Origin of the sequence: Phenylobacterium aquaticum (assembly GCF_022695515.1) — a bacterium.
Taxonomy (GTDB): domain Bacteria; phylum Pseudomonadota; class Alphaproteobacteria; order Caulobacterales; family Caulobacteraceae; genus Phenylobacterium; species Phenylobacterium aquaticum.
The window spans coordinates 90726-102978 of record NZ_JALDPT010000004.1 but is presented as its reverse complement, the minus strand read 5'-3'; the positions used below and the strand labels follow the sequence as shown (position 1 = coordinate 102978).

The 12253-nt window shown below is 67.6% G+C and carries 10 protein-coding genes; 6 read left to right on the top strand and 4 right to left on the bottom strand.

Translation table 11 applies throughout. From position 1 onward, the window contains the following. Nucleotide 1: 1 nt before the first annotated feature. Nucleotides 2–1309 (bottom strand): alpha/beta hydrolase family protein, encoded by a 1308-nt coding sequence (locus tag MQH10_RS04615; RefSeq protein ID WP_242562895.1) that lies wholly within the window; start codon nucleotides 1307–1309, stop codon nucleotides 2–4. A 128-nt stretch (nucleotides 1310–1437) separates the two neighbouring features. Between MQH10_RS04615 and MQH10_RS04610 the strand changes: the two genes are divergently transcribed. The 4 genes from MQH10_RS04610 to MQH10_RS04595 all read left to right on the top strand — a co-directional run bounded on the left by MQH10_RS04610 (nucleotide 1438) and on the right by MQH10_RS04595 (nucleotide 4267). Then, nucleotides 1438–2151 carry a DnaJ C-terminal domain-containing protein gene (locus MQH10_RS04610; RefSeq protein ID WP_242562894.1) on the top strand — a complete coding sequence of 238 codons (714 nt, stop codon included), beginning with the start codon at nucleotides 1438–1440 and terminating at the stop codon, nucleotides 2149–2151. Between the two features lie 47 nt (nucleotides 2152–2198). Next, nucleotides 2199–3320, top strand: a complete 1122-nt coding sequence (aroC, locus tag MQH10_RS04605; protein ID WP_242562893.1) for a chorismate synthase — start codon at nucleotides 2199–2201, stop codon at nucleotides 3318–3320. A 165-nt stretch (nucleotides 3321–3485) separates the two neighbouring features. Beyond that, nucleotides 3486–3992 carry a response regulator gene (locus MQH10_RS04600; RefSeq protein WP_242562892.1) on the top strand — a complete coding sequence of 169 codons (507 nt, stop codon included), beginning with the start codon at nucleotides 3486–3488 and terminating at the stop codon, nucleotides 3990–3992. A 65-nt stretch (nucleotides 3993–4057) separates the two neighbouring features. Continuing rightward, entirely contained in the window at nucleotides 4058–4267 is a 210-nt protein-coding gene (locus MQH10_RS04595; protein WP_242562891.1) for a hypothetical protein, read from the top strand. Here MQH10_RS04595 and MQH10_RS04590 read toward each other — a convergent pair. Genes MQH10_RS04590 through queC form a run of 3 tightly spaced genes read right to left on the bottom strand, consistent with a single transcriptional unit; the run spans nucleotide 4264 to nucleotide 6046 of the window. Further along, nucleotides 4264–4641, bottom strand: a complete 378-nt coding sequence (locus MQH10_RS04590; protein WP_242562890.1) for a 6-pyruvoyl trahydropterin synthase family protein — start codon at nucleotides 4639–4641, stop codon at nucleotides 4264–4266. The genes MQH10_RS04595 and MQH10_RS04590 overlap by 4 nt on opposite strands. Nucleotides 4642–4682: 41 nt before the next feature. Then, nucleotides 4683–5315, bottom strand: coding sequence for a 7-carboxy-7-deazaguanine synthase (gene queE, locus MQH10_RS04585; protein ID WP_242562889.1), 633 nt, complete (start codon nucleotides 5313–5315; stop codon nucleotides 4683–4685). Further along, nucleotides 5312–6046, bottom strand: a complete 735-nt coding sequence (gene queC / locus MQH10_RS04580; RefSeq protein WP_242562888.1) for a 7-cyano-7-deazaguanine synthase QueC — start codon at nucleotides 6044–6046, stop codon at nucleotides 5312–5314. Before queC ends, queE begins: the two co-directional genes overlap by 4 nt. 756 nt (nucleotides 6047–6802) lie before the next feature. Here queC and MQH10_RS04575 point away from each other — a divergent pair. Together MQH10_RS04575 and MQH10_RS04570 are read left to right on the top strand one after the other, a co-directional pair. Then, nucleotides 6803–9190 carry a TonB-dependent receptor gene (locus tag MQH10_RS04575; protein ID WP_242562887.1) on the top strand — a complete coding sequence of 796 codons (2388 nt, stop codon included), beginning with the start codon at nucleotides 6803–6805 and terminating at the stop codon, nucleotides 9188–9190. A 450-nt stretch (nucleotides 9191–9640) separates the two neighbouring features. Next, complete coding sequence (locus MQH10_RS04570) at nucleotides 9641–12142, top strand: TonB-dependent receptor (protein ID WP_242562886.1); 2502 nt, start codon at nucleotides 9641–9643, stop codon at nucleotides 12140–12142. The last annotated feature ends 111 nt before the right edge of the window (nucleotides 12143–12253 follow it).

Here is a 12253-nt window from a genome sequence, read left to right as displayed (position 1 = left end):
CTTACTCGGCGGATCGGTGGCGCAGCTCCAATCCCACGGCGCTGTTGCGATGAAAGCCCTTCCAGGTCGCGCCGGGACCGCCGGGACTGACCGCCGCAAAGCCGGTCACGCCGGCCGGCCATTGACCGTCGCCGCCCAGGACCACGTCGCTGTCGAGATAGGCGGCGCGGCTGTCGTCGCCCTTCACATGCCGATCCAGGAAGGCGGTGATGACGTGCTGGTCGATCCCCATGATCCGCGCCTTGCGCCACACGGCGTCCTCGAACCAGTGGAAGTCGTAGAGGTCTGAGCGCATCTGCGGCGGGGCGGCGCTCATGCCGATGGAATGGCCGGCGTTCTGGAACACCAGCAGGGTGCGGTCGGCGTGAATCGCCTGGTCGAAGACCGGGGCGATCCCGTCGGCGAAGCCCACAGTGGCGTCGTGATCTCCGCCGATCAGCAATAGAGGGGCCGTGATCCCGGCGAGCCCGTCGGGCCCCCAGGCGCCGAACCGGACCCCGGCAGGCGCAATGGCCACCACGGCCTTGAGACCCGGCACATTCAGCTCCGCCTGTCTCGGTCCGCCGCGGGCATAGGCGGCGAGCAGACCGCCCGGCACGCCGCGCACCAGGGGCCCGTGAGGGTCCAGGCCGCCGCCGGCCACGATCAGGCTGCCATAGCCGCCCATGGAATAGCCGATCAGGGCCATGCGGGTCGGGTCGGCGCCCACCAGGCCCGGCGCGCCGGCGCGGGCGCGGGCCTGCAGGGTCTGGGCGACGAAGGCGATGTCGAGGGGCCGGCGCAGCATGGGCTCGGCGAAGCGGGTTCGGTCGGAGATGTCCGGGTCATGGTGGCCGATCGCGGCGACCACATAGCCCTTCGACGCCAGGTTCTCGCCCAGCCAGCTCATGGCCTCCGGCGCATTGCTGTAGCCGTGCGACAGGATCACCAGGGGAAATCGGCCCGCCGCCTCTGGCGCGTCGGCGACCGCGATCCCCGGGACGGTGAAGGCCGCCGGTCCGCGCGGCGGGGCGCCCGGCATGGCCGCCGAATAGGTCGCCGGCTTCGCCTTCGCCGGCGGCGAGGCGGGATACCAGAGCAGCACCTGCAGCCGACGGTCCTTCAGGGACGCCGCGCCCGTGGCCGGATCAAAGGCGAGGACATCGGCCTGGTCCTTCTGGACCAAGGCGAGGGTGCGCAGGCCGACCCCATAGGGCCCGAGCCGGGCCAGCTCCGGCGCGTCCACCGCCGGCCGGCTGGGCGGATCCTCGGCCCGGGCGGGGCCGGCCAGGGCCAGGGCGAGGAGGACAGCGGCGATGCGGCGGATCATGGGGACGACTCGGCATGGAAAGGACATGCACGGCCATAGCCGGGCAAGATCGAGCTTTTGCGACGGGCGGCCTGTCGCGCCAAACAGGCTTAACGCGGCATTGACGCCCGGCCGGTCAAGATGGGCCGATGAGTTCGTCGAGCGGCATGGGCGTCAAGAAGGCGCGAGAGGTTTTGCGCCTCTCGCCGTTCCACACCACGACCGAACTGCGCCGCGCCTTTCGCGAGGCCGCCAAGCGGGCGCACCCCGACCGCAAGGGCGGCGACGCCGAGCGGTTCCGGGAGGTGGTGGAGGCCTTCCGCTTGCTGCAGGCCGCGGCGGTCGAGCGCGCCAAGGCCGATCACCACATCATCCAGCCGCCGGTTCCGACCCGCCCCGCAGCCGAGGGCGGCCTCAAGCTCGCAGTCTCGCCCCGTGTCGCCTTCGAGGGCGGCCAGACCGAGCATGGTCTGCCGGACGGCCGCCGGATCCGCCTGACCCTGCCGGCCGGCCTGAGGGCCGGCGACACGGTGCGGGCCGGCGAGGTCCTGCTGACCGTGGCGGTGCGCGGCGACGGCGAGATGATGGTGCGCGGCGACGACCTGTGGATCACGGTGCCGGTCGACCCGCGCCTGCTGGCCGAGGGCGGCCGGATCGCCATCGAGACCCCTCTGGGCCGGCGCGTGGTCTGGATCACCAAGAAGGCGGGCGAGCGCGGGCTGGTCCGCCTGGTCGGGCAAGGCCTGCCGCCGGCCGGCCACCGCCAGGGACACCTGTTCCTGCGCCTGACCCCGCAGGTGCGCGAGACCCACTCGGCGGCGCGCACCCTGCTGCGCCGCTTCGCCGCCGCCTGGGCGGCCTGACCTCGGCGGACTAGGCGCGCGGGCCGGCGCCCGCTAAAAGCGCCGCCATGTCGCACAACAGCTTCGGCCACCTGTTCCGTGTCACCACCTGGGGCGAGAGCCACGGCCCGGCCCTGGGCTGCGTCGTCGACGGCTGCCCTCCCGGCCTAAAGCTGACGGCGGAGGACGTGCAGGTCTGGCTCGACCAGCGCCGTCCGGGCCAGGGCAAGTTCGTCACCCAGCGCCAGGAGCCGGACGCGGTAAAGATCCTGTCGGGCGTGTTCGAGGACGACCGCACCGGCGGCCAGGTCACCACCGGCACGCCGATCTCCATGCTGATCGAGAATGTCGACCAGCGCAGCCGCGACTATGGCGAGATCGCCCAGGCCTTCCGCCCCGGCCACGCCGACTACGCCTATTTCGCCAAGTACGGGGTGCGCGACTATCGCGGCGGCGGGCGCGCCTCGGCCCGCGAGACTGCGGCCCGCGTGGCGGCCGGCGCCGTGGCCCGCAAAGTTCTGGAGGGCGTGACGATCCGCGCCTGCGTCACTCAGATCGGCCCGCACGCCGTCGACCGCGCTCGCTTCGACTGGAGCCAGACGCACGAGAACCCCTTCTGGTGCCCGGACGCCGAGACGGTTCCGGTCTGGGAAGAGCATCTGGAAAAGGTCCGCAAGGCCGGCTCATCGACCGGCGCCATCGTCGAGGTCGAGGCCGTGGGCGTGCCGCCGGGCTGGGGCGCGCCGATCTATGGCAAGCTCGACGCCGAACTGGCCGCCGCCCTGATGTCGATCAACGCCGCCAAGGGCGTGGAGATCGGGGCGGGCTTCGCCGCCGCCGCCTTCTCCGGCGAGGAGAACGCCGACGAGATGCGGGCGGGCAATGACGGGCCGCTGTTCCTCTCCAACTCCGCCGGCGGCATCCTGGGCGGCATCTCCACCGGCCAGCCGGTGGTGGCCCGGGTGGCCTTCAAGCCGACCTCGTCGATCCTGTCCCTGCGCCGCAGCCTGAACGAGGCGGGCGAGGAGATCGAGCTGCGGACCAAGGGGCGCCACGACCCCTGCGTCGGCATCCGCGCCGTGCCGGTGGTCGAGGCGATGACGGCCTGCGTGCTGGCCGACGCCTGGCTCCGGCACCGAGCCCAGACCGGCGGCGGCGCCTTCCTGCCGGGCGGCGGCGGGCGGGGTTAGAAGCGGGCGCCGACCCTGGGTGGCGCCGTTCGCCTGACGGCGTTCATTTGAGTTGACGTTGTTTGTTTCGCGCCGGTAATGAGCCCTGCCGATCAGGCGGTGCTTGTGTTCAGGCCGCCGGATCGCGAAGCCCTCAAGGCCGCCCCAAGAGACCACCAGACAGACGTGAAGCTCGAAGCCCTCAAGATACTTCTGGTTGACGACAATCACCACATGCGGGTGCTGTTGACCGAAATCCTGAGAGCCGTCGGGATCACCCATGTCTTCGAGGCCGGCGACGGCGCCGAGGCGCTGCAGACCCTGCGCACCCAGCCGATCGACATCGTCATGACCGACCTGGCCATGTCGCCGCTGGACGGCATCGACTTCGTCCGGCTGCTGCGCAACGCCCCCGACAGTCCCAACCCGATGCTGCCGGTGATCATGATCACCGGCCACTTGACCGTGAAGCGGATCTGGGAGGCGCGGAACGCCGGGGTGAACGAGTTCCTGGCCAAGCCGATCACCGCCCGCGGGGTGCTGGAGCGGCTGCAGCTGGTGATCGACCACCCCCGCCCCTACATCCGCACCGACGACTATTTCGGCCCCGACCGTCGTCGCCGCGCGGACCCGTCCCACCCCGGCCCCTGGCGGCGCGCGGGCGACGAATTGAAGCGCCTCACCGGGGTGTGAGGCCTTAGGGCGCCTTTTGGTGATCTTTCAGGGTTAATCGAAGGTTCCCAGAAGGAGCCTGCCCCATGCCGTCCACGCGCACGATCGCCCGCCTGGCCCTGATCCTGGGCCTGGGGCTCAGCCAGTCGGCCTGCATCGCCACCGCTGTGGGCGTAGTCGCGGGCACGGCGATCGGGGTCACCGGCAAGGCGGTCGGCATGACCGCCAAGGGCGCGGGCATGGCGGTGGGCGCGGTCCTGCCCCACGACCACAAGAAGGACGAGGCCCGGCGCTAGCTCAGGCTGAGCGCGCAGCTCTCGCCGATCGTCGGCCGCGACAGCACCACCCGGCACAGGCCCGGGAAGCGCGGCTTCAGCTTGTCGGCGAAATAGAGACAGATGTTTTCCAGGGTCGGGCTTTCCAGGCCGGCGACCTCGTTCAGCAGGCCATGGTCCAGGCTGGCGGCGACCGCCTTCAGCGCGCCGTCCAGGGCGGCCAGGTCCTCGACCCAACCGACCGGCGCCTGGGCGCGGCCGCGCACGGTCGCCTCCACGCGGAAGGAGTGCCCGTGCATGCGGGTGTAGGGGCTGCCCTTGGGGCCGCCGTCGGGCAGGAAGTGGGCCGCGTCGAAGGTCGCGGCCTTGGTGATCTCGAATTCGGGCTGGGTCATTCCGGGGAGGGCTTGAGGCGTCCCAGACGCGACGGACGCGCCTAGGGGATGCCGAGGTACTTGTGGGTTTGCACGCTTAAACGCCAGCGAGGGTGCGTGAGGCAATAGGCGATCGCCGCCTGCGTGTTCTCGACGCGGTGCGGGCCGTCCATCGGCTGTAGCAGGAAGCGCTCGAAATCCATCGCCTCGAAGCGGGTGGGATCGACGCCCTTCTGAGGAAACACCAGCTTCAGCTCCTGGCCGCGGGTTTGCACCACCGGCGCCTGGGCCTTGGGGCTGACGCAGATCCAGTCGACGCCTGCGGGCGCCGGCAGGGTGCCGTTGGTCTCCAGCGCGATCATGAAGCCGCGGGCGTGGAAGGCCGCGATCAGGGCCTCATCCAGCTGCAGCAGGGGCTCGCCGCCGGTGCAGACCACCAGCCGGCCCTCGTCGCCGCCTTCCCACTTGGCGGCCACGCCGTCGGCCAGGGCCTCGGCCGTGGCGAACCGCCCGCCGCCCGGACCGTCCATGCCGACGAAATCGGTGTCGCAGAAGCTGCAGACCGCCTCGGCGCGGTCCTCCTCGCGGCCGGACCACAGATTGCACCCCGCGAACCGGCAGAACACCGCCGGCCGGCCAGCCTGGCCGCCCTCGCCCTGCAGGGTCAGAAAGATCTCCTTGACGGCGTAGCTCATGGCGCGAGGGTCTCGCGGCCGGCCTCGACCCACTGGTCCCAGCCGCGAGCCCGCAGTTCGCAGGCCGGGCAGGTTCCGCAGCCATAGCCCCAGGCGTGGCGTTCGCCGCGCTCGCCGCGATAGCAGGTGTGGCTGTGTTCGAGGATCAGCTCGACCAGCGGCTCGCCGCCCAGCCGCTTGGCCAGGCCCCAGGTTTCAGCCTTGGTCAGCCACATGAGCGGCGTCTCGATCACGAAGTCCTGGGCCATGCCCATGTTCAGGGCGGTCTGCAGGGCGTCGAGGCTGTCGCGCCGGCAGTCGGGATAACCGGAGAAGTCGGTCTCGCACATGCCGCCCACCAGGAAGCGGGCCTTGCGTCGGTCGGCAAGGGCCGCGGCATAGGTCAGGAAGACGAGATTGCGGCCGGGCACGAAGGTGTTGGGCAGGCCCTTCTCGGTGATCTCGAAGGCGCGGTCGGCGGTCATGGCCGTGTCGCCGACCGCGCCGAAGCCGGTCAGGTCCAGCATGTGATCCTCGCCCAGGCGACCGGCCCATTGCGGAAAGGCCCGGACGATCTGGTCGCGGACCACCGATCGCTGGGCCAGTTCGACCGCATGCCTCTGGCCATAGTCGAAGCCCACGGTCTCGACATGGTCGTAGCGATCAAGGGCCCAGGCCAGACAGACGCTGGAGTCCTGGCCGCCGGAGAACAGCACGAGAGCGCGGGAGGGGACGCGGGTGGGGGAGCTCATGGCGCACATATGCAACTTGCCGAGGCTTTCCGAAACCCCGGGGCCGCCGCCGTAGCGGCCGGCCCTTCGCCCCACAGGCCCGAGGGCGCCTACCGGCGGTACGCATCCTCAAATTGAGTTAGCTTCGGCGCCAAACCCAAGGTCATTTTTGTGCGGCGCGTCCGAAAACGCGCCATTTGCGCCACATTCGCGACGCCGCTTGCCGCGGGACCCCTAGGTTATCAGCCATCACAATTGACGTTTCCGCAGATAACCGGGAGGTTCCAAACGGCTCCTCGGCTCGAAATGTTCGAGTTGGAGTCAGAAAAAAATCAATTGGGCGTCCGAGGAGTGGCCAACACTCACGAGCCCTTTGGGAGGAATCATGACGTCAAATAACAGCCTTCGGCTGCGTTCTGTGTTGGCCGTGGGGGCCTCGGCCCTCGCCCTGTCCGCATTCGCAGCGCCCGCATTCGCCGCCGCCGCCGCCGCCGATGCCGCCCCTGAAGCCACCATGATCGAGGAACTGGTCGTCACCGCTGAAAAGCGGGAGCAGAGCCTGCAGGACGTTCCGGTCGCGATCTCGGCCTTCACCAGCAAGACCCGCGATCTCGTGGGCATCAACACCGTCCAGGACCTGACGAACTTCACGCCGGGCTTCGTCTATTCGTCGGTGAATGACCGCGCCAGCATTCGCGGCGTCGGCCGCCTGACCAACATCCACTCCGTCGACGCGCCGTCGCCATCTATATTGACGGCCTCTACACCACCTCGACCGTGTTCGCCGGCGCGCCGCCGCTGTTCATCGACCGGGTCGAAGTGCTGCGCGGCCCGCAGGGCACCCTCTACGGCCGCAACTCCATCGCCGGCACCGTCAACATCGTCTCGGCGCGCCCGACCGAGACCATGACCGCCGAAGTCCGCGCGATCGCGGAGAACTACGGCTTCACGAACTTCCAGGGCTATGTCTCCGGCCCGCTCGGCGACAATCTGAAGTTCCGCCTGTCCGGCTATAAGCTCGACCAGAGGGACGGCTACTATTCCAACGTCAACGCCAACATGCCGACCGAAGGCTCGAAGCGGAACGAGTATTCCGTCGAGCTGCAGCTCGAGGCGAAGCTCGGCGACAACGCCGAAGCCTGGCTGAAATACGGGGTTCTGAACTGGGACAACCGCGGGGGCCCCGGCGCCCGTTCCGGCTATCTCGGCGACTCCTATGAAACGGGTCTGATGGATCCGAACTTCTCGGTCGTCTACAACCCGGTCCACGGCTACTCGACCGAGACCGGCGTTAACGGCATCGTTCCCGGCAGCCTCCAGCAATTCAACGGCGGCACGACGACGACGAACCCCGCGATCGCGGACTCCCACAAGATCAACACCAATACGCCGATCCATGTGGGCCTGACCGACGTCAATCTGCTGACGTTCAACTTCGCCTATCACTTCCCGACCTTCGACGTGAAGTACACGACGGGCCTGCAGAACTACACCTACGACACGACCGGCGACCTGGATAACTCCAACGTCAAGTCGTATCAGGTTCCGCTGGCGGCCGGCTCGGCTTGCGGCACCGTCCACACCCTATTTAGCTTCGGGGCGTCGACCGTCGACTGCAGCCCGCTGACCGTCCAGGGCGTCGACACCTACGACTATTTCGAGAAGCCGAAGTGGTACAGCCACGAGATCAACTTCTCGTCGACCACGGATGGCCCGCTGCAGTGGATCGCCGGTCTCTATTATTACCACGACACCTATTCGGCGACGAACACCCTGGACGGCTACAACGCCGCCCAGACCCAGATGCTGACCCCGGTTCTCGGCGCGGCCAAGAACCCCACCGGCGCGTTCTCGATCTCGGAATACACCCTGGTCACCGAAAGCCAGGCCGCCTTCGGTCAGATCGACTGGAAGGCCACCGACACCCTGAAGTTCACGGCCGGCCTGCGCTACACCAAGGACAAGAAGTACGGCGTTGAAGATCGTCGGGTCGTCTGCTTCTCGGACGTCTGCATGCCCGCCCTCTACTCGGCGCTGGGCCTCAACGCTTTCGGCCCCGGCACGGCGGCGAACTGGGGCAGCCTGCTCGGCAACCTCAGCGCGCTTCCAGCGGTGGGCAAGGCGTTCGGTCTGGGCAACGCGCTCGCGCCGCTCGGCGGCCTGGGCAACGGCGCCTTCGACCTGACCACGGCGCTCGCGCCGACCACCACCGCGGCCGGCGCCAAGGGCGTCACCGATCCGGTGGTCTGCAAGGGCACGGTCTGCACCCAGTACACCATCGATCCCACCACCGGGAACATGGTCCGCCACCTGGGCGACACCTCCGACGCCTGGACCGGAACCCTCGGCGTTCAGTGGGATCCGGGCGAAGGCACCATGGGCTACGCCCGCTATAGCCGTGGCTACAAGGCCTTCGGTCTATCGGCTGGCGGCGGCCTCGCGGAGCCGGAAGCCGCGCCGGAGTTCGTCGACTCGATCGAGATCGGCCTGAAGAAGAACTTCGGCCGGACCCTCCAGGTCAATGCGGCGATCTTCAACTACAGCTACAAGAACCTGCAGGCGCCGGTGTCGGTGGCGCTGGGGGCGACGGTCGTCACCCAGTTCGTCAACGTGCCGGAATCGCGTTCGACCGGTCTGGAAATGGACGCCATCTGGGCCCCGACCCAGGCTCTGCGTGTCATGGCCGACTATTCGTTCAACGACACGGAAATCACCAAGAGCGGCCTCTACACCGATCTGAACGACAACGTGAATACCGGCCTGGTCAGCGTGAAGGGCAACAAGCTGCCCCAGGCGCCGCGCAACAAGCTGGGCGTGAACGCCAACTACTCGTTCTTCCTGGACTCCGGGACCCTGACCGTGGGCGGCAGCTATGTCTGGCGTGACAAGACCTACGCCAACATCTTCAGCCAGCCCTGGAACGAAGCGCCGACCTGGGATCAGATCGACCTTCGCGCCTCCTGGGCGCCCACCAGCGGCAAGTACACCGTCATCGCCTACGTCAAGAATGTCGCTGACACCGAGGGCTACGACGCCGCCGTGGCCGCTTCGAACCGCAACTACAATCCGAAGGTTCCCTCCGACCAGTTCCTGAGCGGTGGCCGCAACTACGGCCTGACCCCGCCCCGGACCTACGGGGTGGAGCTGCACTACAAGTTCTTCTAGGCCTCACCTCAGGCCACAGAGAGCTCCAAAGACGGGGGCGCGTCGGTATCCGGCGCGCCCCTTTTTCTTGCGCGGGGCTTCATCGGGTCCGCCGACCAAAGGCCCAGGGAACGTCGCGCGGCCGCCTCCCGCCCCGTGGGCCCGGAGTTTTTTGAACAATGGGTTTGTGAAGCTCTGCCATTCCTCGAGCTTCACCTTTGATTCACGAACGGGTCAAAGAACGCTGCTCGGTTTTGTACATGCGATTTGAAAGCGCGGTATTTCGGCCACAATACAGCGTAAGCGAATATGATTCACGATAACTAATCACCCATCACAATTGACGGGTGCGCATGCGGACACGAGGTTCCGCCACGTCCGGTCGCCTCCCCGCGCCCGGGCCTCATCACACGCGCATCACGCGGGCGCCGGCAGGGTGAATCAACACCCTCCTGCGCCTTGGGAGGATCTATGACGTCAATCAACAGCCTGCGGCTGCGCTCTGCGCTCGCCGTCGGGGCCTCGGCTCTCGCACTCACCGCCATGTCCGCCCCCGCCTTCGCCCAGGCGAAGGATCCCTCGGACTTCACCATCGAAGAACTGGTCGTCACCGCTGAGAAGCGCGAACAGGCCCTGCAGGACGTTCCGGTCGCGGTGTCGGCCTTCACCTCCAGCCAACGCGACGTGGTCGGCATGACCAACGTCCAGGACTTCGTGAACTTCACGCCGGGCATGAACTATTCCGGCACCGACCGCATCTCGCTGCGGGGCGCCGGCCGCAACACCTTCTATGTCGGCAACGACCCGGGCGTGGCGACCTATTCGGACGGCTTCTATTCGGCCTCCTCGTCGGAACTGTTCAAGACCCCGCTGTTCGTGGAGCGCACCGAAATCCTGCGCGGTCCGCAGGGCACGCTGTATGGCCGTAACGCCATGGGCGGCGCGGTGAACACCATCTCCAAGCACCCGGCCCATGACTTCGGCGGCGAGATCCGCGCGAGCTACGGCAACTACGACCACTCCAAGGTCGAAGGCGTCGTCTCCATCCCGGTGGCCGAGCACCTGCGCTTCAAGGTCGGCGGCAGCCAGGACTATCAGCGCGAAGGCTTCATCAAGAACATCGGCACCGCCAACGACGGCGGCACGATCAAGCGCACCTATTTCGAATTCCAGGCCGAAGCCGAGCTGGGCGACAACGCCACGGCGTGGCTGCGCTATTCGCGGACCAGCTGGGACGACACCACCGGCGTCGGCGACCGTCTGTCCAACACCATCACGCCGTACGACACGACCCGCGTGTTCCAGCCGATCGGCGGCCTGCTGCCGAACCCGCAATACGGCTACACGACCGCCAATCCCGGCGCGTCCGACCCGTACAAGATGAACACCAACACCAACGGCTATGGTCAGCTTCGCGGCAACCACCTGCTGACGGCTCAGGTGACCTACGACCTCGGCTGGGCGGACCTGAAGTACATCGGCGGCTTCCAGCAGTACAACTACCAGACCGGTGGCGACTATGACGGCACCAGCCGCACCACCGCGATCGCGATCCCCGGCATGGCGGTCCCCTACTATCCGGACCAGACCACCGATTTCAACGAGCACAAGCGCTATTACTCGAATGAAATCAATCTGAGCTCCAAGGCCGACGGCCCGCTGACCTGGATCCTCGGCCTCTATCAGTACCACGAGGAATACGCCCAGCGGATCCAGCTGGCCGACCCGCAGCAGACCCAGCTGGCCCAGCCCCTGACCCTGACGGGGGCCCTGGCCGCCGCCAATCCGTCGCGGGATTTCGCCGACCAGCAGGCGCGTCTGACCAGCAAGGCCTATGCTGTCTTCGGCCAGGCGACCTACAAGTTCAACGACGCCTGGTCGGTGACCGGCGGCCTGCGCTACACGAAGGATGAGAAGGACGGCTACGAGTATCAGCGCCTGGTCCTGCTCTCGCCCTCGCTGTTCGCCGGCGCGGTGGCCTTCGACGTCTCCAGCGACATGGATCCGACGACGCCCGGCGTGCAGAACTACCGCAGCCTGTCGGGCAGCTGGGACGCGGTCACCGGCACCCTCGACGTCGACTTCACCCCGGACCGCGACAGCCTGTACTACGCCAAGTACAGCCGCGGTTATAAGTCCGGCGGGTTCCTGCTGGGCACGCTGGCCCCGCAACCGGAAGCCAAGCAGGAAGGCGTCGACGCCTTCGAGCTGGGCATGAAGAAGACCATCGCGCGCCGCCTGATCCTGAACGGCTCGCTGTTCTACAACACCTACAAGGACCTGCAGCTGAACCTGCAGCAGCTGAACGCGGCGGGCACGGCCTCGGCGAACAACTTCGTCAATGTCGACGCCCGCGCCTACGGCCTGGAGCTGGAAGCCCAATGGCAGCCGATCCAGCCCCTGCAGTTCATCGCCTCCTACGGCTATCTCAACACCGAGATCACCAAGGGCTGCTGCTTCTATGACCCGGCGGACCCGTCGGCCCTGCTGGCCTCGGCCAAGCCCAAGGGCGGCACGGCCACGTCCAATGGCGTGCTGCTGGTCTTCCAGGACCTGAAGGGCTCGCAGCTCTTCCAGTCGCCGGAAAACAAGTTCGCCTTCAACGGCAACTACACCTTCGACTTCACGCCGGGCTCGCTGATCCTGTCGGCCACCTACACCTGGACCGACAAGACCATCTACCAGCCCTTCAAGGATCCGGCCTTCGAGGTTCCCGCCTACGGGACCGCCGATTTCCGGGTGCTGTGGAAGGACGCCGACGAGAAGTATTCGATCATCGGCTACGTGAAGAACGCCTTTGACGAGCAGGGCTACACCTCGACGGGCTCCACCAACCCGACGGCGGTCTTCGCCAATCCGAACCCCGGCCTGGTGGTCGGCGGCAAGGCCTACCTTCAGCAGACTGGGGTCGCGATCAACCGCGGCCTGATCCAGCCGCGCACCTACGGCGTCGAGCTGCAGTACCGCTTCTAGAACCCGGGTTTCCTCCCCGGAACTTGCAGGGCGGCGGGGTGACCCGCCGCCCTTTTTCTTGTTCGCGTCGGAACTTTGCTCAGAGTTGCGCAACGCCGACGGAATTTAACG

What these genes read in the sequence shown, in the direction of transcription:
- queE (WP_242562889.1), bottom strand. Translation starts at nt 5,315, where the DNA reads ATGAGCTACGCCGTCAAGGAGATCTTTCTGACCCTGCAGGGCGAGGGC.
- aroC (WP_242562893.1), top strand. Translation starts at nt 2,199, where the DNA reads ATGTCGCACAACAGCTTCGGCCACCTGTTCCGTGTCACCACCTGGGGC.
- queC (WP_242562888.1), bottom strand. Translation starts at nt 6,046, where the DNA reads ATGAGCTCCCCCACCCGCGTCCCCTCCCGCGCTCTCGTGCTGTTCTCC.
- MQH10_RS04595 (WP_242562891.1), top strand. Translation starts at nt 4,058, where the DNA reads ATGCCGTCCACGCGCACGATCGCCCGCCTGGCCCTGATCCTGGGCCTG.
- MQH10_RS04590 (WP_242562890.1), bottom strand. Translation starts at nt 4,641, where the DNA reads ATGACCCAGCCCGAATTCGAGATCACCAAGGCCGCGACCTTCGACGCG.
- MQH10_RS04570 (WP_242562886.1), top strand. Translation starts at nt 9,641, where the DNA reads ATGACGTCAATCAACAGCCTGCGGCTGCGCTCTGCGCTCGCCGTCGGG.
- MQH10_RS04615 (WP_242562895.1), bottom strand. Translation starts at nt 1,309, where the DNA reads ATGATCCGCCGCATCGCCGCTGTCCTCCTCGCCCTGGCCCTGGCCGGC.
- MQH10_RS04610 (WP_242562894.1), top strand. Translation starts at nt 1,438, where the DNA reads ATGAGTTCGTCGAGCGGCATGGGCGTCAAGAAGGCGCGAGAGGTTTTG.